The sequence below is a fragment of the Bacteroides xylanisolvens genome (assembly GCF_018289135.1).
In the GTDB taxonomy this organism is placed as follows: Bacteria; Bacteroidota; Bacteroidia; order Bacteroidales; family Bacteroidaceae; genus Bacteroides; species Bacteroides xylanisolvens.
Window position 1 is genome coordinate 3,288,656 of sequence record NZ_CP072216.1, and the last position, 24,558, is coordinate 3,313,213.

Sequence of the window (24,558 nt, forward strand, 5' to 3'; positions counted from 1 at the left end):
TTGAGTCGTTTAACCAATTACCAATTCGGATTCTGCTCCAAATTACCATTCAAGTCACGTTCAGCCTGTGGTATAGGCCACAAATAATGCCTATTTGCATTAAAGGTTCTGTTTTCAACCCGAACGTATCCATCATCCGTACCTACCACATCATTTGTCTTTAGTCCGTGACACCATCCATTCAATACATTGTCCGCAATTCTCCAACGGATAATATCTTTATGGCGATGTCCTTCCAATGCCAATTCCGAACGACGTTCGTTTCGTACAATCTCAATCAGTTTATCTTTAGAAGCTCCTTCCGGGAATTCCAGTGCTGAAGCAAGTGTAAATCCGGCCCTATCACGAATTGGTTTAATAGTTGCATCCCAAGCCGTCTTATCCAGTTCTCCTAATTCTGCCAATGCTTCCGCATTCATCAATAAAATATCAGCGTAACGAATCAGAATCGGATTCAAACCAGAATAAAGAGTAGCACGATAAGTGTTATCCCAATATTTCTTAATATAGTAACCGGTAGCCGAACAGTCTGAACCTACCCCATAACCATCTTTGCCTTCACCTTTCTCACAGTTGATAACAACTTCTGTTCCGTCGGCCAACGTATATGAGTTTCCAGTGTACATCACCGTTGCCTTCAAACGTGGGTCACGATTAGCATACGGATGACTTTCATCAAACGATGTTCCTGTTTCCTTAATTGTTTTTCCATCCAGCATAATATAACTGTCTACCAACTCCTGCAAAGGAGAAAGCTGGGAATATCCACCCAAAGTGGGCGGCAGGAAAACATACATCATCTGATGTTCACGACTGGTCGGACGATACTGTGCATCCAAAATTACTTCAGAGTTGTATTCATTAGCGATCTCAAACAATCCTGCATAACTTCCAAAGAGTTTAAAGCCCCCCTCTGTCATAATGGTAGAAGTGATATTTTTCACTTGCGTCCAATTACCTTCAAACAAATAGATTTTAGCTTTAATAGCCATTGCCGCCCAACGGGTAATCCGACCTTTATTATCCGCATCATAAGAAGTCGGCAAATAGTTACCATTAATCACTTCATCCAGATCGGCCAAAACATTTGCTATTACAGTGGCTTTGGCTGTACGTGCAATAGACATACTTTCTTTGATAGAAAGCACTTTTGTAGTATAAGGTATATCGCCGAATTTCGTATACAACTCATAATAACTATAAGCACGAAGTACTTTTGCCTCACCAATATAACGTTTCTTCAATTCCGGGTCCAAATCAGGAACCCTGTCTATATTTTCCAGCAACTGGTTACACATACGAATACCCGTATAGCGCCCGTCCCAAACCTGTTTCACGTAAGAGTCGGCTGTAGAATATGAACCATTACCAATATTTTGTGTAAAATCATTAGGTTGCTTGGTATAAGCATTGTCCGTCATTGCTTCACAATAAAGCTGTTCGTCCATATTTCCCAAATAGGTATAGCAAGTATTCAACGCCTTGACAGCTGCTTCAGGATCCTCTTCCCAATAAGTCAAGTCCGTTTCTCTGTCATACGGTGCCGTATCCAAGTCAACACAAGAGGCACCGCCCACTACCAAGACAGCAGATAAAATCAAATTCTTTATAGTTGTTTTCATCACGGTACAGTTTAAAATTTAACATTAAGTCCAAATGAATATACTCTTGCCACAGGATAAGAACGACCACTGCCGTCTCCGGTATATTCCGGGTCCCATCCGCCTTTCATCTTTGTGAAAGTCAACGGATTCTGCACACTGGCAAAGATTCTTAAATTCTTGACATAGAGTTTTTTCATCCATTGTTGCGAGAAAGTATATCCAATCTGCGCATTTTTCAAACGCAAGTATTTAGCATCCTGAATCCAGAAATCTGATTTCGCTGCATTATTAGCAGATTCCGCACCCATTGTCAGACGGGGATAAGTAGCATCCGGATTATTCGGAGTCCAGCGATCTTGATGGAAATCCATTACAGGACCTTCATTGTTATTATGGAAAGCCTCTACAGATTCACCACGCATCCACTTGTTACGTTTTCCTACTCCTTGCCACATCATCGAGAAATCAAAACCTTTATATTCCAAACCATAGGTGAAGCCGAAAGTATATCTTGGGAAGTCATTACCAACAATAAAACGGTCATCGTCCGGTTTAATCACACCATCGCCGTTCTTATCCAAATAACGAATATCTCCCGGTTTCGGTGTAATACCTTCCAAGTGCGGTCCTTTCTGACATTCTTCCTCATTCTGGAAAAATCCATCCGAACGATATGCATAGTAAGAGTACAACGGATAACCTTCCTTGATAATTGTCTGTACATCCGAGCCACCGATAATTTCCGTACCGCGTGTATCTATTACTTCATTAAAGCTATCCGAAATATTTCCGGCGAAGTTATGCACTACCGGACCGGTCTTCAAACGATAACTTACTGATAATTCCCATCCTCTCGTCTCTACCTTACCAGCGTTTTGAATCGGGGCACCATTACCAAACAATCCGGGAACCGGTAAATTCACCAAAATATCTTTTGTACGATTATTGAAGCAATCAAAAGTAATATTCAAATCATTATTCAACAATCCCAATTCGAAGCCGATATTAGCCATACGGGTAGTTTCCCATTTGAGATCAGGGTTTGTAGAAGCAAATTCAGCCGTCTGCGCCAGCTTGTCGCCGAAACTGATACCGTTCTTTACAGACACCGTCTGCATGTATTGATAAGCACCAATGCGGTTATTACCAACCAATCCCCAGGAACCTCTGATTTTTAAAGAAGGAACATACGGTTTCAGTACAGACCAGAATTTTTCTTCCGAGATACGCCATCCTGCCGAGAAAGACGGGAAGACTCCCGAACGGTTTCCTTTCGCAAAATAAGAAGAATAGTCATTACGGATATTAAATTCCAGCAGATATTTCTCATCATAATTATAAGTGGCCCTTGCAAAACCGGAATAGATAGCCCAGTCACTTGCCGAACCACCATTGCTAACTTTATCCCCACTCAAATCACCTACAAAAATATCATATTTAGAATCCTCCGTCAAACGACTGGTAGAGAACTGCTTTTCAGAGAAACCCTCATAAGCATATCCTAATAATCCACCGATAGAGTGTTTCCCTATTTTCGTATTATAAGTCACCATAAGATTGGTAGTGATATTCTTAGAACGATAGAATTGCTCGGTCAACTTATTTTCACTATCTCCCGTACCTTCGAAAGCCTTCCGGTTCTCATGCAAATTATTATTCCAAACACGTCCACCGGCACTTCCGATCAGTTTCAGTCCTTTATATACTTCCCATTCGGCTTGTATGGTTCCCAATAATTCATCATTCACATTCTGGCGATAACCGCCTTCTTCCAAACGCTGCAAACCGTTTGAGTTACTTCCGGCTGGATAATTATAACTACCATCCTCATTCTTGATCGGATAAATCGGTGGCATGCGGTTTGCCTGCTCGATAATCCATTCCGTCCAGTAAGCATGTTCTTTAATATCATTACGGGCAAATTGAGAAGTCAAATTCAATGTAAAGTTATTCGTCACCTTATGGCTTACATTCAGACGTGCATTGTAGCGTTTATAACCATAATCAGGTCCCTTGAACATACTGTTCTGATCCATATAACCCAAAGAAGCCATGTAAGACAACTGGTCGTTACCTCCTGTCATCGAAACATTGTGTGAACTTTGAGGAGAATTACGGTGATACAGTTCTTTCACCCAATTTACATTCGGACCGCCATTTCTAAATTGCGCAATCTGCTCGGGAGTGAATTTTGCAGCTCTTCCCGAATTAACAGCCGCTTCATTATACAGTTCAGCGTATACCCACGAGTCTGCTATCTTAGGCAATGAAGTAGGCTGCTGAACACCATACATAAAATCATAAGAGATTTCCACCTTACCGGCTTTTCCTTTCTTGGTAGTAACAAGTACCACACCATTGGAAGCACGTGAACCATAAATAGCAGTAGAAGACGCATCTTTCAAAATAGAAATCTGCTCAATATCAGCCGGATTCAAATTGCCCAGCGATCCTTCAATTCCGTCAATAATCACCAACGGATCATTGTTGTTCATCGTATTCAATCCACGGATATTAATAGAAGGAACACTACCCGGAGTAGAACTTCCCTGCTGAATAACCAAACCGGGAGTCGTTCCCTGCATCGCTTCCAATACATTGGAAATCGGCTTTCCTTCCAATTCATCCGTAGAAACAGAAGACACAGCTCCTGTCAGGTTGACTTTCTTCTGCACGCCGTAGCCTACCACTACCACATCTTTCAAAGTAACCACATCCGACTTCAACACCACATTGATAAACTGGCGGCCGTTCACCGGAACTTCCTGTGTTTCATATCCAATTGAGGAAACTACCAATACCGCTTTTGAAGCAACATTCAGTGAAAAATTTCCATCCATATCCGTAGCCGTACCCGTAGATACACCTTTCACCAGCACGGTAGCCCCAATCACGGGTTCCCCGTCTGCCATTACTTTACCTTTCACTGCGATTGTATTAGATTGCGCATACAGTTTGGAACCAACAGCCACATTCATACAAACAATCAACATAACAGCCAATAATTGCCAACTCGAAAATGCCGTTCTGAAAAGCCGGCGGGCAAATTGCGCGTTCAATAGATTAGATTGTTTCATAACATTTTATATTTGAATTAATAGAAGAGTTATCATATATTATAAGATATTAAGTTGGGACAAAGCAAAGGAATAAGCCCCTAAAGCAACAGCCCTGCTTGCTCCTAATGTAGAAACAGCAATGCCTATTTTCTTGTGACAGGCATAATGCACCTCTCTCTCCGAAAATGGTATTTTCACCATCTTGTCTTTTTCTTCCAGAAATTTATCAAATGCCTCTTTTTCGGACAGATTGAACACCTCCATCTGCAAACAAGGGAAAGAAGCTCCTGCAAATGTGCCGATCTGCCGATTCATCTCATTCATGATTCCCGGAAGTATGTATTTAACCGCTCCGGCCACTCCTCCGCCAATCACCACCAAGCCATCAACAATATTCAATGCACGGATGATAGCATCACCGGCCATCTCTCCCAGTTCGTTAAAACTCCGGACAGCAGCCTGCTGATCTCCCTCTGCGATCCCTTCGGCAATATCATATATATCTTTGGGAGTCAAAGAAGAAGCATCCTTTCCGGTCAATTCCTGATATACTCGCCTGACAGCCCTGATGCTGACACTTTCTTCCGCGATCATTTCGGGATATTTCTTATTCCGCATAATCCAGACGTCGCCGCCGCAACCGTTGTCTCCGGTCAGTAACCGGCTGTCAATCACCACTCCGGCACCAAACCCTGTACCCAGTGTAATTCCGAGCAGGTTCTTATATACCTTACTGCTGCCTGCTTCTTTCAGGCGTTTATTCACTTCGGGCAAAGTGCCTGCCAAGGCTTCGCCATAAGCAAACAAATTACCGTCATTATTAATAAAAACCGGAATACCAAACTGTTCCCTCAAATAAGGTCCAAGTGCCACTCCTCCCCTGAAGGCCGGGAAGTTGGGCAAGTCACCAATAATTCCATGCTCATAGTCAGCAGGCCCGGGGAAAGCAAAACTGATAGCTACCGGAAGTTTCGGCAATCGTTTCTCAACTTCCAGGAAACCTTCTACAAGAACAGACAAGCAACGCTCCAAGTCGTCGGACGCTGCCGGAAGGCAAATAGGTTCCACTATTTCGCGACAGCCTTGTATGGCTGAAAACACGAAATTAGTGCCTCCCGCATCGAGCGTCATTACGATTCGTTCATCATGTTCATACATAGTTTTCAAGATATTAGATGATTTATTTCATTATTAAAAGCGTACGTAAGCTTTGATCGTTACACATTCTTTTCCTGCAGATTTACCATACGGGGCAATGGTATATTCTTTCACCCCGGCAGGAATGATAAATGTTTCGGCATAATGCACCACGAAAGGTTCAAAAGCATGAGTAGGACTCTCAACTACGGCCTCTTCTCCCTCCAACAGATTCAGTACATTTACACTATCGTTTGTGTGATGTAACACCGGTGATGAGAAACGGTGGCGACGAGTTTCGATAAATTCGTTCGGATGCAGTCCGGTACGTTCTTCTACCCAACCTTCTCCGGAAGCGACTTCCGTAAACTGATTGCGAAGGTGTTCATTCACATATTCCGTATCGCGATTCCAGTTGATAACGCATTTACCACGTTCCACATTGATCGGACGCGGTTTTCCATCCAGTCCCAGGCGTTGCCAGTCCCATAGTTTGAAAGTAAAGAGGTTCGGAGTCGAGCTGATTTCAAGCACCATACTGTTGGCACCGGAACAATGAACGGTTCCTCCCGGGATCAGGAAGTGGTCGTGTTTCTTCGTCGGAATCTTATTTACATATTTTTCTGCGTCGAACACCAGTTCACCTTTTTGTGCTTTACGCAAATCGCCGATCATCGCTTCTTTGTCCACTCCTGTCTTCACTCCCAGATAAACTACGGCATCTTCTTCCGCGTCTACCATGTAGTAACTTTCATCCTGCGTGTAGTACATACCGAAGCTGTCACGGATAAATTGAGTAGTAGGATGCACCTGCAAACTCAAATTACCTCCGCCCATCGTATCCAAAAAGTCGAAACGAATAGGGAAGTCTTTTCCAAAGCGTGCCTCCACCGGTTCACCAAGCAACTCTTTACTTTTCAGCAAAACCAAATCAACCGAAGGCAGTTCAAAGCGCACTCCGTTCACTTCAAAATAAAGGCTGTTCTCTTCAGGTACACAGTCAAAGCACCAGCCGAAATTTTCGCGTTCACGATCCAGGTCGCAAACCTCTTTCATCCATTGACCACCCCAGGGAGCCGGATCGAAGAAAGGAACTACCCGGAACGGTGTGTTCACCGTTGCCTCTACCCCTTTAAAGAAAGTATCCTTATCAATCATCTTCGGTGTCCCGGCCACATGGGTGTCAATCCAGAATTCTACCCTGTCAAACAATCTTTCCTTATACCTATCACATACTCTCCAATCGTTGAAATACCCTCTCTTGTATTGCAAAGAAACAGCATCGTTCCGATTGTCTATACCTAAAGCTTTTACCTCATGCCGGCGGAAACGTTGTTGGATTTCCCAACGTGCCATATCCGCATAAACCACCATTGCGTCCTGTGGAGCAACAACAGCAGCACCCGTACCTATGATTACAATGGTTTCTTTTGCTTCACTGATTTGCTTCCGTGCAACAGCCACCTTATCCGCATCCAAATAATCTTCCAGCTTCAAATTGGTGACATAGCCGAATAATACATCTTCAGTCATGAAGCGTTCTGTCAACGTTTGAATTTCTTTTTCCGGTTTCATCAAATCACGTACATTCATCACTCTTCCGGAGAATTCTTTTGAAAAAGCATCCAGCACTTCTTCTTCATATACTCCTGTATATAAATCCACAGCCAGCACTTTTCTTGCATCCATTTTCTCTTTTAACATAGAAATGATAGAATCCCACCCCTGAACAAGCATCCCCGTCAGCTTCGTAGAAGGAAATTTATCATAATTAGCTTTTCTCATGTTTATAGCGTTTTTAAATTTTATATGTTCATACATACTTTCAATTGTGCAAATATATAGATTTTATTTTTATTCCAAACAAAACTTGGATTATTTTTTGATAAATCTTATATTTGCTGAAAATAAACCAATCAGGATAGATATGAAATTAGATCATAATAGTGATAAACCGCTTCATATTCAGGCAGAAGAGATACTAAGAAGACTCATAGAATCTGAAGAGTACAAAAACGGAAAGCTATTTCCCAATGAGGTCGAATTGTCTGAACAATTACATATTTCAAGGAACACATTGAGACAAGCTATCAACAAGCTCGTGTTTGAGGGGCTTTTGGTACGCAAGAAAGGCTACGGAACGAAGGTAGTAAAGAAAGGTATCGTAGGCGGAGTAAAGAACTGGCTTAGTTTCTCACAGGAAATGAAGATGTTAGGTATCGAGATTCGCAATTTCGAGCTACATATCAGTTTAAAGCGTGCAACCGAAGAAATCGGTACGTTCTTTGATTTAGATTCCAGTCCCGACACTCGCTGCGTAGTGATGGAACGCGTCAGAGGAAAAAAAGAATATCCGTTTGTTTACTTCATCTCTTATTTCAACCCCAATATTCCACTGACCGGAGAGGAAGATTATACACGCCCCTTATACGAAATGCTGGAAACCCAATATAATATAGTGGTAAAAACCAGCAAGGAGGAGATTTCAGCCAGACTTGCAGGAGAATTTATTGCAGAGAAACTGGAGATAAAATCCAATGATCCTATATTAATAAGGAAAAGATTTGTTTATGATGTGAACGGAGTACCTATTGAATACAACGTCGGATATTACCGGGCAGACAGCTTTACTTATACAATAGAGGCAGAGAGATAAAGTATATGTTCATACATACACTCAACAACCAAAAGAACTATATGTATCGAAGCGTTGGGAAAATAAATCAATCTCACGCTTCGATATATTAAGCCTGATAGCAATTCGCCTCCAATCTTTCATTGCATCAACTACTTCCGAAATGATTTTTTCAGCTGTATCCCTGCTTAGCATGTAATTTTCACAAGCATCTATCAGAATCATCAAATCCGATTCACAAGAGGATTCAGAAATCAACAGACTTTGTTGATTATTTAAAGTAGGATTCATGTCATACGCAGGAGACAACGTCCATCCCTTGGGAGTTAACAAGAAACCATGATTGCGGAAATGATCATCCGTATTGCCCACACAGATATTAAATGCTACTCTACGATAAAGTTCCTGAAGATTGGCTTCTACATTCGTGCAACCTTGTATTATAAAATCGACAATATCCAAATAACCATTACCAGTGGCAGCATTGGCTCCATCGGTCAACCCCGTCAAAGTCATAGCAGAAGCAAAATGAATACGTTTACCGTCATTTCTCCGATCAAAACGTTCTGACAGTAGAGTATGATACTTATTTTCAGTAACAAGCACACGGGTCGAAGCAACTCTAATCCCTGCTTTTGCTGCGAGCAGATGACAAAAGTGTTCCCACAAGCCCACATCATAATCATCTTTACGGGACGGAAACTTGGCTATATACAATATTCCCCGCTCATCAGTAACACTGGCTTTCGGGCGTGCGCCTCCAAGAGAAGTCCCCGGCTGAATCAACTGAATCAACCATTTTTTATCAGGTAAAAGATTCGATTCTTCACTTTTCTCTATCTCCTGACTGGCATACATAAGATCCCGGATAGCCGTTAGTGGAGGAATCCGTAACTTATTACTGGTATTAATGAATTCCCCCTCCGGATTCTCTTTAAACCGAAAACCACCCATTCGGGAGAAATCATCAATGCCCACCAAATAGTCAAATGAATTCAGCCTATTTACAGGACGCTTTTCTTCAGCAGCCATCAACTGCTCACGCCTATTAAGCAAAACACGCCCCCATCGATCAGGTAAAGCATCGGAAAAACAACCGAAAATATCTCTACCCTGCCGGGTATATTGTGATCCCGGATAATTGTTTAAATCTTCACTTAAAAACAATTCTCCATATTTTTTCAGCCAATCATTACTAAACTGAAATCCGTACGTTTCTGAACCACGAAGCAGTTCACAACTCAATTCGCCAATCAGTTCAATATCTTTCAGCCAATCAAAATCTGCATATACCCATACCTTTTTCATAAACTATCTCTTTTTTTAGAAGCTCTTTCCCGTTGTTTCAAGTTTAAATCCTGCAATGCCTTACCCAAACTATCCTCTTTTGCCAACAAAAGAATATCATCATCTAACTGTAAAGCATAAAGCACTCTCAAATAAATACCAATAGAAACAGTAGGTAACCCCTTTTCTACCCGTGAAACTGTAAGTTCTGAACAAGTTGCACGTTCTGCTACCTGCGCAATACTCAAATTTCGCCTCAAACGAGCTAATTTTATTTGTTCGCCTACAATCTGCATTTTTTGAACCAACTTGCGGGGAAGTTTAGTTCCCATCGTACTCTTTGTCATACCTATAACCTATCATATAATATACAAAGATAGCATTTATTATTTATTATATGATTGGTTGACAAGAAAAAGATTAGATTATCCGATACGATCCAATAGTATCAGATTCTTTCTATCATTTCATCTATCATTTCTTACCTTAATTTATAAGCGGAATGGCCGGAGAGAATCCGTTCCAAACTTTCATCCACCACACCTATCATCTGAAGTTTGGATAATAAATGATAGTAGGAAGTTTTTCCTACTCCTTCTATTCTCAACAGACTTTTCCAACCTCTTCCCGATAAAGAAAAGATTCATTCAAAATAAAATCGTTCAGATCGGTATCTCCACAATCGAACGATTTTATTTTTTCTGAGATATTTAATTTACGCATCTCATACGTTTCCTCTATCAACTGACGATTCATATTTTATTTCTTAAAGATTTTCATTGCCAGTTCATAGTCTTTCAACCTTTTTTCCCGCTGCTCCGGCGTTTCACTACGCTTCTCTTTCATCCGTTCTTCAAATCGCCGAGCATCTTCTCCGAAAAGTACCGGAGTTTCCTTAATTGGTCTTGCCATACTTATACAACTCCTTTCTTTGGGTTTATACGTTACAAAACGTAATTGAATAAATCAGGAAGTGCAAGTTATTACGAAGTTATCTTATTCAAATAAGAAACCACTCTACAATTAAAGCACCTCTCTCTTACATAAACTACCTACTTTTGTAGCAAATAACAATTCGTTCCACCTAGGTAGAACTAAACAAATACCATGGTCGAACCAAACGATAACCAAGGTAGAACTAAAGAATAACCTTGGTAGAACGAATTAATAGTAGTAATTAATCCATTAATAATAGAATATGAGTGCTTTATATGACTTATTTGAAAATCCACCGTCACCTGACGGAGAGAAACAACCGCTACATGCCCGTATTGTCTCCAAAGGAACCGTAGATAAAGAAGAGTTTCTGGATCGTGTCCACAAATTTACCGGTATCAGCAGAAGTTTATTGGCAGGAGCCATGGAAGCCTTTGCCAATGAAGCACGGGATTTACTAGCCGACGGTTGGAATGTAGAAATGGGAAACTTCGGATTCTTCTCTACATCGTTGCAATGTCCGCCGGTTAAAGATAAAAAAGAAATTCGGGCAGCGTCTGTCCAAATGAAAAATATTAATTTCCGCGCAAGTCGTCCATTCAAGAAAGAAGTAGGCGACAAAATGAGGCTGCAACGAGGAGAATCTATTACACGCCCTAAGAAAAATAGTATCTCCCGTGAGACGTGTCGCGACCGCCTCAACACATACTTGGAAAATCATCTATTCATCAGCCGGACAGATTATAGCCATCTGACAGGACGAAATAAAAAAGTAGCTATTGAAGAATTAAATTCCTTTATCACTGACGGAATAATAGGGAAAGAAGGGGTTGGAAAGTTGACTGTATATATAAAGGTATAAACTTTTGGAACAAGTAGAATTAAGAGTTACAACAGGATTATTGCTGTTGTAACTCAAGTATGATTTCATCAGTGATGTAGGCATCACTCAATGTTATAAGCGGGTATTGTTTATTAAGAAGCAATGCGTATACCTTACTATTATAGAACAAGTGCAATGCTTTTTCGGGAGAAATATTCAAACGCTCCGCTAATTGCATCACCACACGAGTGTATTTATTCCATACTAATACATCTATCATAAATGTAGTTTATTTTATTGTTACATATTCTTTGAAAGAGAGACACTCGTCAATGAGACGTTGATTGAGAATGCATAACTGATTGTTGGGCTGCTCAAAACGCAAACGTCCTAAAGCTACTTCTTTAGTAATCTGGTTTTCCATGAAATTTTCTATTGTGTCGAAAACCCGATCATTAGCAATACCGCCTTCCACAATGTCGTACTCCAACCATGGCTGTTTTCCTAAACGGCTACTGACAATAAATTCCAACCAATCATTGTTATACCCGTCAAAGTGAAGCCATTTGTATCCGGATGAATTTATCTTTTCAACATCAAGCTCGTATATGTTTACTACAGATGTGCTACCAGGATGGCGTAATGCCATGACAGCTCCCCAACGTTCAGCCTGGGCATAGATATCTGTTACATAGAATCCTTTACCAAAGTCGAGGTTTTCGCGTCCGACACCGACCAAAGGATATTCTACGGCCTGCGTACTACCATGATAGACTTTCATACAAATTCTCCTTTTTCTTTATAGTAGGCTTCCCAGTTTTCAAGAGCTTCTACCAACGTATCGGCTATGTACTCACGACTCTGGGTGTGAAGCATGTCATATCCACTTATCAGGTATTGACGGATAAGATTCAGTTTTTCCAAACGGTTATAGAGAGTAGGAGCCGGAATACCCAACTTCTGGGCGGCACTCTCAATGGCAAAAATCACAAACTCCATGACTTTGCCATCAACAACGGGGGCTGATTGGCTTGAATGTAGCATAGCTATACCTCTATTATCTTAATGTAATATGTACAAATATAGTGTTTATTCTTACAACGTTCATCGTTTTTCGGCATATTTTATGATTATCAAGAACATTTGAGTATCGTGAAACTGATTGAAATATTCCCTATTTGGAAATGGCTATTAAAGCAGAATATATAAGGATCTATAAATCAGAATCATACAAACAAAATAAATAAAAGTGAATCAAAGTACGTACATCTAGGACCGTTAAAGCACCTCCCCGGAAAGTGCCCATAGTATCTTTGCATCGTGATCACAAAGAGAATTGATAAATAAAGTAACTAATTTAAAAAACAAAAAATTATGGCACTTAGATACGTCATTAAAAAAAGAACATTCGGCTTTGATAAAACTAAAGCTGAAAAGTATGTAGCACAAAATGTAATCACCAATACGGTGGATTTCAGAGATTTGTGCGAGGAAATCACTAAAGTAGGAATGGTTCCCAGTGGAGCGGTAAAATTTGTACTCGATGCTTTGATCGATACATTAAATCTCAACCTTAGAAAAGGCATCTCTGTTCAATTAGGAGATTTCGGATGCTTCCGTCCTGGTATGAATTGCGAAAGTCAGGATACTGAAAAAGAGGTAGATAGCGATACGATACGCAGAGTAAAAATCATTTTTACTCCAGGCTACAAATTCAAAGAGATGCTAAGTAAAGTCAGTGTTCAAAAAGCGGTGGCTTCCGATGATGGTTCCATCAGCCCGGAACAAGCGGACCCCAACCCGAATCCCAACCCGGATGACGGCAAAGGAGAAGCACCGGACCCGGCAGCATAAGATTAATCATCAGCCTTTAAAAGCAGGAAAACAGTACCCGCCTACGGGCGGATACTGTTTCCCAAAGTATTCCTGTAAAAGACTTGACAACGCCTTTTTTATTTTGTATCTTTACCACATCTTAAAACATTAAAATATCAACATGAAAGAATTGCCATCAGAAGAGGAAGAAATTCCGTTTCGCATTAAAACTTATAAGAAAAAGGAATTGGCTTGTATGTACAATCCGAACATTACACCCCGTTGCGCCATACGCATATTCACCAAATGGATTAAAATAAATAAAGAACTGCTCCGGTTATTGACTGCCACAGGTTATCATCCGCGTACACGAACGTTTACTCCCCGGCAGGTACAAATCATCACCAGTATTCTGGACATTCCATAAGGATGTCCAGAATACTGGTTTTATCATTGCAGTTGTCCCGCCGCTTTTAAATAAGCCACATAATTCACATACAATTGAAAATGAGTATCCACTTTCGTCTGATAAGCCTGTTGCCAGAGCACTTGCGCTTCCAGATAATCCGAAAGAGTTTCCAGTCCCACTTCATATTGCTTACCACTGACTTTCATATTCTCCTCTGCCTGTTCCAACGAACGTTCGGAAAGTTCCGTTTCCAGCCGGGCCTCATCCAGATTATTGGCAGCTTGCATCAACTCCAACAACATCTTTTCATTGGCATTTTCCTGTTCAAGACGAACTTGTTCCAATTTCACTCTGGCAGACTTTACCTTATTGGTACGCTCGCCAAAATGAAACAGAGGGACAGAGACATTCAGAAATACGGAGAAAGCCCCCTTTTTCATCAAAGTTTCATCATTAACTTCTAATCCGTGAAGGTAATCATAACTACCTCTGACGCCGACACGCGGTAACAGTTCACTACGATTCAGCTTTACCTCCTGCTCGGCAATGGCTATTTGTTTGTTCAAGATTCCATATTCGGGACGGGCGGTAATATCAGAAACCTGCACTTTCCATTCCTGCTCCACTTCCGGAAAATCATCAGATATATCAATCTGTGCTGTCAAAGGGCGTCCGATGTAATGACAGAGATTCATACCCGCAAGACGGAGGGCGTTATCAGCCTTTCGCAAAGAAAGTTCACTCTCGTTGAGCTTCACCTGCACTTTCAGTACATCATTTTGCGGTTTCATGCCATGTCGGTGAGCACTCTTCACATTTTTGAAAAGTTCCGTTAGTAAGGCATGATATTTTTCCGCCACTTTTCTCATTTCCTTGGCTTTCACTAACTGCACGTATGCTTTATCTGTATTCAGAATAACTTCCGAAGTAGTTAAGGCTTCGTTCAAGTGTGCCATTTCTTTTCCCAGTAGTGACATTTTATAGGCGGCACGGATTTTTCCTCCCATATAAAGAGGTTGCTCCACTTGTATACCGCCCGAGTAAACAGTTCCGACCTTATAATCCAGATTCAATCCGGGAAAATAAGCGAAACCGCTCGATACCAGTTCTCCGGTAGCAGGATTGGGCAAGAAAACCGGAAGGTTTCCTCCCGGAACTCCGAGACTTCCGTCCGCTGTGCTATAAATACCCGTTCCGTTGACTGTAAAATTAGGGAAGAAATTGGCTTTATAACTAAGAGACATCAATCGGGCTGCTTCCGTCTGCTTATTAGCGGCAGCCATATCCTTATTATATTTCAGTGCCATTTCACGGCATTGCGCCAGACTTAGTTTTTCTTGCGCGGCAAGAGAAACCGACAGGCCGAACAATACACCCGCTACACTAATGGCTACAAGAATTTCTTTTTTCATTTGTCTGTCTTTTTTATATGAAAGAATAATGCATACAAAATCGGGATAAAAAGCAACGTTATCAACGTGCCGAACAGCAACCCACCCATAATAGAAGCCGCCAACGAACCGAACATGGCATCCGGCAACAATGGAATCATTCCCAAAATCGTAGTCAGCGAAGCCATCATCACGGGACGGAGACGACTTTGCGAACTGTCTATCAATGCCGTCACAGGTTCTACTCCCTGATTAATCTGCAAAGTGATCTCATCCATCAATACAATACCATTCTTAATAATCATGCCGATCAATCCCAATGTACCGACGATAGCCACAAAGTTGAATGTCTTCCCGGTAAGCAGCATTACGGCAACCACACCGACAAATACCAGCGGAATAGTACAAAAGATGATAATCGGTTTCCGGTAATCTTTGAACAGCATAATCAAAATAGAAATCATCAGAATGATAGCAAACGGAAAGTTCTTGAACAGATATTGCATTGACTTTGTACTGGCGTTCCTCTCGCCTTGCCATTGAAGCCGATATCCGTCAGGCAGCGGAATCTGCTCAATCTGCGTGGCAATGGATTGCCGCGCCTTCTCCGTTTCTACCCCCGGAACAGGGGAGCATTGCACCCGTTGGCTACGCTGCCCGTTATAACGGGGAACCACCGGATCTTCCCACTTCACATCAATCCGCTTACTAATTTGTTTCAACGGAGTTGTTCCCATCAACGTTTCCACCAGTTCTTCTTTCGATAGTGTTCCTGTCTTCAGCTTCATCATCATTTCCTGTGTCAGCAAACCGTTCAGAGAAGGAAGAGACGAGAATATCTGCGTATTGTCCAGGTTCTCAATCGGATTTCCGTGTTCGTCCAGGCAACGCAAGTAGATATTATCTTTGTGAATACCTTCATAGAAAGACCCGATAGGGATGCCGCTGGTAGCTGTCAATAAAGAAAGGCTTACATCGTTCCGGCTCAATCCGATAGCACGTGCCGTAGGCTGGTCATACTCAATAGTCAGCACCGGGATCTGTGGTTCCCAGTCCGTAGTAATCAGGTAAACATCCGGACAATTCTCCATAATCTTGCGGGCACTATCCGCCAACTGATGCAAAACAGCAGGGTCAGGACCGGTAAACTGCGCTTCAATAGGGTATTTTTTGAACATCAGGTTGTAGCGGTTCATCTTTACGTAAGCATCCGGATAATGTTGCGAAAGATATTGTTGAATTTCCGCCATGTTATCCACCAAATCATCCGGAGAGGTGAAGTCAATAATCAGTTCACCGTAAGATAAGGAGGGATTGGCTACGTTACGCACCAAGTTATAACGGGCAGGAGTACCACCAATAGAAGCAGTGACGTGTGTGACTTCCGGACGCTTTTTCAAGTAAGCTTCGATTTCCTCCAAGTCACGCGCCACGCGAGTGGAGTTAGTTCCTTCCGGCAATTTATATTCCATATAAAGCTGGTCGTAGACCATATCCGGGAAAAAGCCCTGCTTCATGAAACGGTAACTGAAAGCTGAAAGTAATACCAAAGCGATCATTGTAAACACAAAGCTCCAACGATGCGCCAGACTGAATGTCAACAATGAACGAAGCACGGCATAAATCTTTCCTTCATACACACGCTTTCCGGCAGCAGTTGTCGCAGAGATTTCCGGATGCAAAATCCGGTCGGCCATCAACGGAACGTGCACTAAAGCCAGCACCCAGCTAAGCAACAGGGAAACAGCGAGTACGATAAACAAATCGCGCGTATAGACGCCTGCCGTATCAGGCGACATAAAGATAGGAAGAAAAGCAATGATGGCAATCAGAGTAGCTCCCAGCAAAGGCATTGCTGTCTGCCGTCCGATAGCAGTCATTGCTTCCATCCGGCTCTTCCCGGCTTTCAAATCTACCAAAATACCGTCAATGATAACAATTGCGTTATCCACCAGCATCCCCATCGCAAGCACGAACGAGGCCAATGAAACACGCTGCATCGTACCATCCATAAAATAAAGGAACAGGAAGGAACCGAATACCGTCACTACCAGGCTGATACCGATAATCACCCCGCTCTTGAACCCCATAGCGATCATCAGGATAACGACTACGATAATCACGGATTCTATCAGATTAAGAATGAACGTCCCCAACGAAGTGCCTACGCGTTCCGGCTGATAGAAAACCTTATGACACTCTACTCCTGCCGGAAGGCGTTCAGCCTTTAGTTGCTCCAGTTTCTTTTCCACTCGATGCCCCACTTTAATAATGTCGGCATCCGGAGAAGCAGCCACCATGATTCCTATCGCACGCTGGCGGTCATAAAACAATTCGTTGCGGGTAGGGTCTTCATAATCTTTCTCAATACGGGCAATGTCACTCAACCGCAACTGATCGGCATCATGTCCCTGAATCAGCATACGACCGATGTCCTCCACCGTCTTAAACTTATCACTGACTGTCACCCGGATACGATTATCGCCATTATCATAATAACCAGTATAAGTAGTTTGGTTCTGTCCGTTCAATGTGGCTAGCACTTCGGCGGGTTTCACACCCAAGTTGGCCATCCGGTCTTGCAGGAGAGAGATGTTAATACATTCGGGACGTTTACCGTATAAGTCAACGCGCTCCACCCCATCCAGTTCGCTGACTTCACGTTTCACCAGTTCTGAATAATCAGATAGTTCCCTGTCGGAAAGTCCGTCACCCGTCAAAGCGAAAAACATTCCGTAGACATTTCCAAAATCATCTTTTACAATAGAAGGGCTGGCACCTTCAGGAAGTTCTGCCTGTGCGTTCGCCACTTTACGACGCAGCAGGTCCCAGCATTGCTCTACATCCGTCTCTTTGACAGTCGTTTTCAGTTCTACCTGAATCAAAGAGAGATCATTGTAGGAATAACTTTCCACATTATCTATATTCCCCATGGAGCGGATATTTTTCTCCAGCACATCCGTCACTTCCAACTCTACCTGATGTGCAGACGCACCGGGATAGGTAGTGACTACCATAGCGAGCTTTACCGTTATTTCAGGATCCTCCAGTTTACTCATTTCATAACTGGAATAAGCTCCTCCTACAATCAGTACGGCAATCAGGAAGTAGATCAACTTCTTGTTCTCAAATGCCCATTTACTAATATCAATCATAGCAGTCCTCCCACATTGGTTTCAGTAGCCGGAAGAAGCGGTTCCACCTGTTCTCCCTCTTTTACATGATGTACCCCCGAAGCGACAACCAAGTCACCGGGATTCACTTCTCCTGAAGTAATCAGACATCTGCCATCACTAAGCAGACGGGTTACTGTCACATCACAACGGCGGATAGCGTGACTGGAAGCATCATAAAGAAAGATACTCGTACGCCCGTTCTCACGAAGAATCGCTCCACCGGGAACCGACAGGTTACGCACATCTCCTTCACTACATTCGATAGTTACCATTGTATTCATGCCGGGCGATGGAACTGCCTGTTTATCTTCTTTCTTCAGTTGAAGCCGCATGGTGTACAACTGATTGGCATTTGCCTTAGGGGTGACACTAATCAGTTCCAAAGCATATCTTTGATGAGGATAAATATCGAATGTACAATAATAGCGGGTAAACTGCTGTCGACGAATATATTCCACTGCCGGAAGATTAATCTCTACCTCCGGGCTTCCCTCACTGATGATGGAAACGACGGGCATACCGGCAGCTACCGTCTCATGGGAATCAAAAAGACGTTTCTGCACATATCCGCTAAAAGGAGCATACAAACGGGTGTATGCCAACTGGTCTTTAGCATGGTTATATTTGGCGGTAATCTGTCTCAATCCGTACACGGCCTTATCGTTAGCATCCGGTGTTGTCACATTTTCCTTATAAAGTGCCATCACCCGTTCCGCCTCCGCTTTCACACTTTGATATTCTGCTTCTGCCGCATCCAGCTGAATCTGATAGTCTGTCGGATCTAATTCTGCCAGTAATTGCCCTTTACGCACATAGGCACCGTCATTTACATGCATATACTGAATAGTACCACTCACCCGGAAAGACAGACTTATGTCCTGTGCCGCTTTCACCCGTCCCGGAAACTGCAAAGCTATTTGTCTGTCGGCAGAAAGTACGGTATCAATCTTCACTGCCGGCTTACTGTCTGTGTTTTGTACACGTTGCCCACACGAAGTCAATAGAACTGCTAAAAATCCTGTTAATAAGAAGTCTAATCGTCTCATATTTTCACTTATTAGTTAGTTGTCACAAAAGTATCCCAAGCAAACATGAGGAGAAAGGTTGATTTAGACGAAACATTGTTCTATTTGTACGTTAGCTAAGATAAAAAGCCGAAATAGTTTGCTATTTGTATTTATTTGTTTGTTACTTTGTAAGGAAATTCATTTCAACGAAAAGGAATATGGAACCACTGATGCCATTCAAGTATGTTATAATATCTCCGGAAGATACTTCCATGAAAGAAGGATGCATTATTTCCGAATTCAACCAATGCGGACTTTTCCTCTGCCAGAAAGGACAGGCGGAAATCCTGCTGGGAGGTAGACCATATCAGATTAACAAAAGGAATCTTTTCATATATACTGCAGCCAACCTTCTACAGATACGCCAAAGAAGCGCAGACCTGGAAGGAATCATGATAGAGGTCGATCTGGATTATGTCATACCGATAGTAAACAAAGTAGCCAACTCGGAAAACTTGCTTTATTTGCGGGAAAATCCCTGTCTGTCGCTTTCCGAAGAGCAATATACATTTGTAGAGAACTTGCTCAAATCTGTAGAAAAACGAATTAACAGGGAGAATATCTGTAACAGTTCCCGACAGAAACAACATTTAATTTCTGAATTAATCAAATCCTGGGGACAAGTGATATGCTATGAGTTATTAAACATCTATTTCAACAACGAACCGCAAACACCACTACCACAGGATAAAAAGGATAAGATTTTCCAAAATTTCATGATTACCCTCTATCGATATTATCATCAGGAACGGGATGTTACTTTCTATGCAAACAAGCAATGTCTGTCCGCCCGATATTTTTCTTCTGTCATCAAGGAGAAATCAGGGAGTAGTGCTTTGCAGTGGATTATACAGAATGTCATTACAGAAGCCAAATATCTGCTCGATAATACCGATTTAAGTATTAAGGAAATAGCGACCAAGCTCAACTTCCCCACACAATCATTCTTCGGGAAATATTTCAAGCAGTATGTCGGCATATCTCCTAAAGAATATCGGAACAAACTTATCAAACAGTAACTTTCTTAAACTGCCGGAACTGCCACCACAACATACCTCCGGATATAAGACTAGCCGCCAAATCTGCCACAGGCATACTGGCCCAAACACCCATTTGTCCATAATAATGAGGTAGAATCAATAAACAGGGCACTAAGAATAACATCTGTCGGGTCAGCGACAAGAAAATGGCTTTACTTGCCATTCCGATACTCTGGAAGAAGTTGGAAGCTACCATCTGAAAACCTACAATCGGATAGAAGAACACCACTACACGAAATCCCTTAGACGCAATACTGATTAATTCTGCGTCCGAAGTAAAAATGGAAGATACGATTTCCGGAATAAACATACCTATCAGGAAACCAATCGTTGTCACTACAGTTGCACAATAAATGGTTACTTTCAGTACTTCCGTCACACGAGGATAGAGCTTCGCACCAAAATTATATCCCGCAATGGGCTGCATCCCCTGGTTCAGTCCCAATACAATCATAATAAAGACAAAAACAATACGATTAACAATACCGAATGCACCGATCGCCAAATCACCTCCATGCTCTTTTAATCCCTGATTAATCAGAATCACAATAAAGCAAGACGCCATATTCATCAGGAAGGGAGACATACCGATAGCCAATGAATCCAACACGATCTTCCGTTTCAAACGGAAAATACCTTTTTTCAATCGTATCAGTTCGTCTTTGCGACAGAACAGATGAAGCTGCCAGACCAAGGCGATCAACTGCGCACAAACCGTAGCTGTGGCCGCCCCGCGAATTCCCCAGTCGAATATAAAAATAAACAAAGGTGCAAGTAATACATTGATTAACACGGTCGTGATGGTTGCCACCATCGCTTTCTGCGGATGTCCCGAGACACGAAGCACTGCATTCAGCCCCAAATATAAATGAGTTACCACATTTCCGAGCAAGATAACCTGCATAAATTCACGGGCATACTTCACCGTTTCATCGCTTCCTCCGAAAAAGTAAAGTATCGGATCGAGAAAAGGAAGAACGATTACCGTAAAAGAGATACCTATAATAAGGTTTAATACAAACACATTTCCCAAAACCTGCTGTGCGGTATCATAATCTTTCTGTCCTAGCTTCACCGAAATCAATGTAGCCGCACCGACACCGACCAACGAGCCGAAAGCCGCGGCAAGATTCATTAGCGGGAAAGTTAATGCCAACCCGGAAATAGCCATCGCACCTACCCCGTGACCGATAAAAATACTATCTACCATATTGTAAAGAGAAGACGCCGTCATGGCGATAATTGCCGGAATGGCATACTGCATTAAAAGCTTCCCAATCTTTTCCGTACCCAACGCAGTGGGTGTCTTTTGTCCTGTCATACCTATTAGTTTGAGACGGCAAAGATACAAAAAAGAGGTGGATTACAGGATATATGAGAAAAGTTTCGTATTTTTGCCTCCAAAATTGAGTTAATACGTAACGAAATGAATATATTAGAACTAAGTGAACAGGAAATCATTCGACGCAACAGCCTGAATGAGCTTCGTGCGATGGGTATTGATCCATACCCTGCAGCAGAGTATGTAACCAATGCTTTCTCTACAGATATTAAAGCTGAATTTAAAGACGACGAGGAGCCACGCCAAGTTTCCGTAGCCGGCCGTATCATGAGCCGCCGCGTGATGGGTAAAGCATCTTTCGTTGAATTGCAAGACTCTAAAGGTCGCATCCAGGTGTACATCACCCGCGATGATATCTGCCCGGGAGAAGACAAGGAACTGTACAACTCTGTATTCAAACGCCTGCTCGACTTAGGTGACTTTATCGGTATCGAAGGTTTCGTGTTCCGCACACAAATGGGTGAAATCAGTATCCATGCTAAGAAACTGACTGTACTTGCAAAGTCTATCAAACCGTTGCCTATCGTTAAATACAAAGACGGGGTAGCTTATGACTCTTTTGAAGATCCCGAACTCCGTTATCGCCAACGCTATGTGGACCTGGTAGTGAACGACGGTATCAAAGAAACATTCCTGAAACGTGCCACTGTTGTGAAAACATTGCGCAATGCTTTGGACGAAGCCGGTTACACGGAAGTGGAAACTCCCATCCTGCAATCTATTGCCGGTGGAGCAAGCGCACGCCCGTTCATCACTCACCATAACTCACTGGACATGGATCTTTACCTGCGTATCGCAACAGAACTTTATCTGAAGCGACTGATCGTAGGTGGTTTTGAAGGTGTATATGAAATAGGTAAGAACTTCCGTAACGAGGGTATGGACAAAACCCATAACCCGGAGTTCACTTGTATGGAACTCTACGTACAATATAAGGATTACAACTGGATGATGAATTTCACCGAAAAGTTGTTGGAACGTATTTGTATCGCAGTAAACGGTAGCACAGAAACAGTGGTTGACGGAAAAACCATCAACTTCAAAGCTCCTTACCGCCGTCTGCCTATCCTGGACGCTATCAAAGAGAAGACAGGATATGACCTGAACGGCAAGAGCGAAGAGGAAATCCGCCAAGTCTGCAAGGAACTGAAGATGGAAGAAATCGACGAGACGATGGGTAAAGGCAAGCTGATTGATGAAATCTTCGGAGAATTCTGCGAAGGTACATATATCCAGCCGACTTTCATCACCGATTATCCGGTTGAAATGTCTCCGCTGACCAAGATGCACCGCTCTAAACCGGGACTGACCGAACGTTTCGAACTGATGGTGAACGGTAAAGAGCTGGCTAATGCCTACTCGGAATTGAACGATCCGCTGGATCAGGAAGAACGTTTCAAAGAACAAATGCGTTTGGCCGACAAGGGAGACGACGAAGCGATGATTATCGATCAGGACTTCCTGCGCGCTTTACAATACGGTATGCCTCCTACATCGGGTATCGGTATCGGTATCGACCGTCTGGTGATGTTAATGACTGGACAGACTACCATTCAGGAAGTATTGTTCTTCCCGCAAATGCGCCCGGAAAAAGTAGTGAAAAAAGACGCTGCTGCCAAATACATGGAATTGGGAATCGCAGAAGACTGGGTTCCGGTGATTCAAAAAGCCGGTTACAACACAGTTGCCGACATGAAAGATGTCAATCCGCAGAAGCTGCACCAGGACATCTGCGGCATTAACAAGAAATATAAATTAGAACTGACCAATCCGTCGGTAAACGACGTAACTGAGTGGATACAGAAAATTTAATAAGTTCTTCATCCAAATCCATACAAATGAAATTACCCGGCAAGATAGCGATAATGGGCGGAGGAAGTTGGGCTACAGCCATCGCAAAGATGTGTCTGGCCCAAGAGGACTCTATCAATTGGTACATGCGGCGAGACGACCGCATTGCCGATTTTAAACGATTAGGGCACAATCCGGCTTATCTGACAGGAGTGAAATTTGATACGAGACGCATCACTTTCAGTTCCAACATCAACGATGTTGTGAAAGAATCGGATACACTGATCTTCGTCACTCCCTCTCCTTATCTGAAGGCGCATCTGAAAAAGTTGAAAACCAAGATAAAAGATAAGTTTATCATCACCGCTATCAAAGGAATCGTACCCGATGACAACGTTATTGTATCGGAATACTTCACAAAAGAATATGGTGTGCCACCAGAAAACATAGCAGTCCTTGCAGGTCCCTGCCACGCAGAAGAAGTAGCTTTGGAGCGACTCTCCTACCTGACTATCGCCTGCCCTGATAAAGACAAGGCACGTATCTTCGCACGCCGTCTGGGAAGCAGTTTTATCAAAACATCTGTCAGTGATGACGTGGCGGGTATCGAATACAGTTCGGTGCTCAAAAACGTGTATGCCATTGCTGCCGGTATCTGTAGCGGACTGAAATATGGCGACAACTTCCAGGCTGTATTGATTTCTAACGCCATTCAGGAAATGAATCGTTTCCTGAACACGGTGCATCCGTTGAACAGAAACGTGGATGAATCTGTTTATCTGGGGGATTTATTGGTGACCGGCTACTCCAACTTTAGTCGTAACCGTACTTTCGGAACGATGATAGGTAAAGGGTATTCCGTGAAGAGTGCGCAAATTGAAATGGAAATGATTGCAGAGGGTTACTATGGTACGAAATGTATCAAAGAAATCAATAAGCATCATCATGTCAATATGCCGATACTGGACGCTGTGTATAACATCCTATACGAACGTATCTCACCAATGATCGAGATTAAATTGCTGACTGACTCTTTTAGATAATCT

At 42.5% G+C, this 24,558-nt stretch carries 21 protein-coding genes and 1 pseudogene; 7 read left to right on the top strand and 15 right to left on the bottom strand.

The features are described 5' to 3' along the window. Positions 1 to 17: 17 nt before the first annotated feature. The 4 genes from INE92_RS14050 to INE92_RS14065 are packed head-to-tail and all read right to left on the bottom strand — an operon-like array spanning position 18 to position 7,585. Positions 18 to 1,622 carry a RagB/SusD family nutrient uptake outer membrane protein gene (locus tag INE92_RS14050; RefSeq protein WP_195399420.1) on the bottom strand — a complete coding sequence of 535 codons (1,605 nt, stop codon included), beginning with the start codon at positions 1,620 to 1,622 and terminating at the stop codon, positions 18 to 20. An 11-nt stretch (positions 1,623 to 1,633) separates the two neighbouring features. Beyond that, the gene (locus INE92_RS14055) at positions 1,634 to 4,681 is read right to left on the bottom strand and encodes a SusC/RagA family TonB-linked outer membrane protein (RefSeq protein WP_118220048.1); all 3,048 of its coding nucleotides are present in this window, start codon (positions 4,679 to 4,681) and stop codon (positions 1,634 to 1,636) included. Between the two features lie 39 nt (positions 4,682 to 4,720). Further along, positions 4,721 to 5,821 carry an ROK family protein gene (locus tag INE92_RS14060; RefSeq protein WP_015531408.1) on the bottom strand — a complete coding sequence of 367 codons (1,101 nt, stop codon included), beginning with the start codon at positions 5,819 to 5,821 and terminating at the stop codon, positions 4,721 to 4,723. A gap of 33 nt (positions 5,822 to 5,854) precedes the next feature. Beyond that, positions 5,855 to 7,585, bottom strand: coding sequence for a class I mannose-6-phosphate isomerase (locus INE92_RS14065; RefSeq protein ID WP_195436354.1), 1,731 nt, complete (start codon positions 7,583 to 7,585; stop codon positions 5,855 to 5,857). A gap of 142 nt (positions 7,586 to 7,727) precedes the next feature. Here INE92_RS14065 and INE92_RS14070 point away from each other — a divergent pair, with 142 nt between their 5' ends. After that, complete coding sequence (locus INE92_RS14070) at positions 7,728 to 8,456, top strand: GntR family transcriptional regulator (RefSeq protein ID WP_195436353.1); 729 nt, start codon at positions 7,728 to 7,730, stop codon at positions 8,454 to 8,456. Between the two features lie 21 nt (positions 8,457 to 8,477). Here INE92_RS14070 and INE92_RS14075 read toward each other — a convergent pair whose 3' ends face one another. From INE92_RS14075 to INE92_RS14090, 4 genes and pseudogenes are all read right to left on the bottom strand, one after another. Beyond that, on the bottom strand, positions 8,478 to 9,743 hold the full coding sequence (locus tag INE92_RS14075) for a type II toxin-antitoxin system HipA family toxin (protein ID WP_004313526.1): 1,266 nt from the start codon (positions 9,741 to 9,743) through the stop codon (positions 8,478 to 8,480). After that, positions 9,740 to 10,069 carry a helix-turn-helix domain-containing protein gene (locus tag INE92_RS14080; protein ID WP_032811209.1) on the bottom strand — a complete coding sequence of 110 codons (330 nt, stop codon included), beginning with the start codon at positions 10,067 to 10,069 and terminating at the stop codon, positions 9,740 to 9,742. The genes INE92_RS14075 and INE92_RS14080 overlap by 4 nt, the downstream gene beginning before the upstream one ends. Before the next feature lie 277 nt (positions 10,070 to 10,346). Further along, positions 10,347 to 10,478, bottom strand: a pseudogene (locus INE92_RS14085) (GNAT family N-acetyltransferase); the annotation flags it as partial. Positions 10,479 to 10,481: 3 nt separating this feature from the next. Continuing rightward, positions 10,482 to 10,634: a hypothetical protein gene (locus INE92_RS14090; RefSeq protein WP_004313522.1), complete on the bottom strand. Its 153-nt coding sequence runs from the start codon at positions 10,632 to 10,634 to the stop codon at positions 10,482 to 10,484. Between the two features lie 286 nt (positions 10,635 to 10,920). Between INE92_RS14090 and INE92_RS14095 the strand changes: the two genes are divergently transcribed. After that, the gene (locus tag INE92_RS14095; RefSeq protein ID WP_004313520.1) at positions 10,921 to 11,520 is read left to right on the top strand and encodes an HU family DNA-binding protein; all 600 of its coding nucleotides are present in this window, start codon (positions 10,921 to 10,923) and stop codon (positions 11,518 to 11,520) included. Between the two features lie 37 nt (positions 11,521 to 11,557). On the opposite strand, the gene INE92_RS14100 is transcribed toward INE92_RS14095, so the two are convergent. Genes INE92_RS14100 through INE92_RS14110 form a run of 3 tightly spaced genes read right to left on the bottom strand, consistent with a single transcriptional unit; the run spans position 11,558 to position 12,525 of the window. Continuing rightward, positions 11,558 to 11,761, bottom strand: coding sequence for a DUF3791 domain-containing protein (locus INE92_RS14100; RefSeq protein WP_004299389.1), 204 nt, complete (start codon positions 11,759 to 11,761; stop codon positions 11,558 to 11,560). A gap of 9 nt (positions 11,762 to 11,770) precedes the next feature. Continuing rightward, positions 11,771 to 12,262 carry a DUF3990 domain-containing protein gene (locus INE92_RS14105; RefSeq protein ID WP_004313519.1) on the bottom strand — a complete coding sequence of 164 codons (492 nt, stop codon included), beginning with the start codon at positions 12,260 to 12,262 and terminating at the stop codon, positions 11,771 to 11,773. Continuing rightward, positions 12,259 to 12,525, bottom strand: a complete 267-nt coding sequence (locus INE92_RS14110; protein ID WP_004313517.1) for a DUF3791 domain-containing protein — start codon at positions 12,523 to 12,525, stop codon at positions 12,259 to 12,261. Before INE92_RS14110 ends, INE92_RS14105 begins: the two co-directional genes overlap by 4 nt. A 330-nt stretch (positions 12,526 to 12,855) precedes the next feature. Here INE92_RS14110 and INE92_RS14115 point away from each other — a divergent pair, with 330 nt between their 5' ends. Both INE92_RS14115 and INE92_RS14120 read left to right on the top strand, forming a co-directional pair. After that, entirely contained in the window at positions 12,856 to 13,335 is a 480-nt protein-coding gene (locus INE92_RS14115) for an HU family DNA-binding protein (protein ID WP_015531402.1), read from the top strand. A gap of 142 nt (positions 13,336 to 13,477) precedes the next feature. Then, positions 13,478 to 13,723, top strand: coding sequence for a DUF4248 domain-containing protein (locus INE92_RS14120; RefSeq protein ID WP_004299385.1), 246 nt, complete (start codon positions 13,478 to 13,480; stop codon positions 13,721 to 13,723). A 23-nt stretch (positions 13,724 to 13,746) separates the two neighbouring features. Here INE92_RS14120 and INE92_RS14125 read toward each other — a convergent pair whose 3' ends face one another. The 3 genes from INE92_RS14125 to INE92_RS14135 are packed head-to-tail and all read right to left on the bottom strand — an operon-like array spanning position 13,747 to position 19,318. Further along, complete coding sequence (locus INE92_RS14125; protein ID WP_015531401.1) at positions 13,747 to 15,117, bottom strand: TolC family protein; 1,371 nt, start codon at positions 15,115 to 15,117, stop codon at positions 13,747 to 13,749. Further along, entirely contained in the window at positions 15,114 to 18,251 is a 3,138-nt protein-coding gene (locus INE92_RS14130; protein ID WP_015531400.1) for an efflux RND transporter permease subunit, read from the bottom strand. The genes INE92_RS14125 and INE92_RS14130 overlap by 4 nt, the downstream gene beginning before the upstream one ends. Beyond that, positions 18,248 to 19,318 (bottom strand): efflux RND transporter periplasmic adaptor subunit, encoded by a 1,071-nt coding sequence (locus tag INE92_RS14135; protein WP_022275942.1) that lies wholly within the window; start codon positions 19,316 to 19,318, stop codon positions 18,248 to 18,250. The genes INE92_RS14130 and INE92_RS14135 overlap by 4 nt, the downstream gene beginning before the upstream one ends. A gap of 179 nt (positions 19,319 to 19,497) precedes the next feature. On the opposite strand from INE92_RS14135, the gene INE92_RS14140 reads away from it, so the two are divergent. Beyond that, positions 19,498 to 20,358: an AraC family transcriptional regulator gene (locus INE92_RS14140; protein WP_015531399.1), complete on the top strand. Its 861-nt coding sequence runs from the start codon at positions 19,498 to 19,500 to the stop codon at positions 20,356 to 20,358. Here the strand turns inward: INE92_RS14140 and INE92_RS14145 are convergent. Next, the gene (locus INE92_RS14145; protein WP_015531398.1) at positions 20,348 to 21,700 is read right to left on the bottom strand and encodes an MATE family efflux transporter; all 1,353 of its coding nucleotides are present in this window, start codon (positions 21,698 to 21,700) and stop codon (positions 20,348 to 20,350) included. The two genes, INE92_RS14140 and INE92_RS14145, sit on opposite strands and share 11 nt — an antisense overlap. A gap of 105 nt (positions 21,701 to 21,805) precedes the next feature. On the opposite strand from INE92_RS14145, the gene lysS reads away from it, so the two are divergent. Both lysS and INE92_RS14155 read left to right on the top strand, forming a co-directional pair. Then, the gene (lysS, locus tag INE92_RS14150; protein WP_004306657.1) at positions 21,806 to 23,533 is read left to right on the top strand and encodes a lysine--tRNA ligase; all 1,728 of its coding nucleotides are present in this window, start codon (positions 21,806 to 21,808) and stop codon (positions 23,531 to 23,533) included. Positions 23,534 to 23,559: 26 nt separating this feature from the next. After that, positions 23,560 to 24,555: an NAD(P)H-dependent glycerol-3-phosphate dehydrogenase gene (locus tag INE92_RS14155; protein ID WP_004299378.1), complete on the top strand. Its 996-nt coding sequence runs from the start codon at positions 23,560 to 23,562 to the stop codon at positions 24,553 to 24,555. The last annotated feature ends 3 nt before the right edge of the window (positions 24,556 to 24,558 follow it).

Bases quoted from the DNA above. Each gene is read 5' to 3' on its own strand.
- INE92_RS14120 (WP_004299385.1), top strand. From the start codon at position 13,478: ATGAAAGAATTGCCATCAGAAGAGGAAGAAATTCCGTTTCGCATTAAA.
- INE92_RS14065 (WP_195436354.1), bottom strand. From the start codon at position 7,585: ATGAGAAAAGCTAATTATGATAAATTTCCTTCTACGAAGCTGACGGGG.
- INE92_RS14060 (WP_015531408.1), bottom strand. From the start codon at position 5,821: ATGTATGAACATGATGAACGAATCGTAATGACGCTCGATGCGGGAGGC.
- INE92_RS14115 (WP_015531402.1), top strand. From the start codon at position 12,856: ATGGCACTTAGATACGTCATTAAAAAAAGAACATTCGGCTTTGATAAA.
- INE92_RS14100 (WP_004299389.1), bottom strand. From the start codon at position 11,761: ATGATAGATGTATTAGTATGGAATAAATACACTCGTGTGGTGATGCAA.
- INE92_RS14050 (WP_195399420.1), bottom strand. From the start codon at position 1,622: ATGAAAACAACTATAAAGAATTTGATTTTATCTGCTGTCTTGGTAGTG.
- INE92_RS14155 (WP_004299378.1), top strand. From the start codon at position 23,560: ATGAAATTACCCGGCAAGATAGCGATAATGGGCGGAGGAAGTTGGGCT.
- INE92_RS14095 (WP_004313520.1), top strand. From the start codon at position 10,921: ATGAGTGCTTTATATGACTTATTTGAAAATCCACCGTCACCTGACGGA.
- INE92_RS14110 (WP_004313517.1), bottom strand. From the start codon at position 12,525: ATGCTACATTCAAGCCAATCAGCCCCCGTTGTTGATGGCAAAGTCATG.
- INE92_RS14070 (WP_195436353.1), top strand. From the start codon at position 7,728: ATGAAATTAGATCATAATAGTGATAAACCGCTTCATATTCAGGCAGAA.
- lysS (WP_004306657.1), top strand. From the start codon at position 21,806: ATGAATATATTAGAACTAAGTGAACAGGAAATCATTCGACGCAACAGC.
- INE92_RS14080 (WP_032811209.1), bottom strand. From the start codon at position 10,069: ATGACAAAGAGTACGATGGGAACTAAACTTCCCCGCAAGTTGGTTCAA.
- INE92_RS14135 (WP_022275942.1), bottom strand. From the start codon at position 19,318: ATGAGACGATTAGACTTCTTATTAACAGGATTTTTAGCAGTTCTATTG.
- INE92_RS14125 (WP_015531401.1), bottom strand. From the start codon at position 15,117: ATGAAAAAAGAAATTCTTGTAGCCATTAGTGTAGCGGGTGTATTGTTC.
- INE92_RS14130 (WP_015531400.1), bottom strand. From the start codon at position 18,251: ATGATTGATATTAGTAAATGGGCATTTGAGAACAAGAAGTTGATCTAC.
- INE92_RS14090 (WP_004313522.1), bottom strand. From the start codon at position 10,634: ATGGCAAGACCAATTAAGGAAACTCCGGTACTTTTCGGAGAAGATGCT.
- INE92_RS14145 (WP_015531398.1), bottom strand. From the start codon at position 21,700: ATGACAGGACAAAAGACACCCACTGCGTTGGGTACGGAAAAGATTGGG.
- INE92_RS14105 (WP_004313519.1), bottom strand. From the start codon at position 12,262: ATGAAAGTCTATCATGGTAGTACGCAGGCCGTAGAATATCCTTTGGTC.
- INE92_RS14075 (WP_004313526.1), bottom strand. From the start codon at position 9,743: ATGAAAAAGGTATGGGTATATGCAGATTTTGATTGGCTGAAAGATATT.
- INE92_RS14055 (WP_118220048.1), bottom strand. From the start codon at position 4,681: ATGAAACAATCTAATCTATTGAACGCGCAATTTGCCCGCCGGCTTTTC.
- INE92_RS14140 (WP_015531399.1), top strand. From the start codon at position 19,498: ATGGAACCACTGATGCCATTCAAGTATGTTATAATATCTCCGGAAGAT.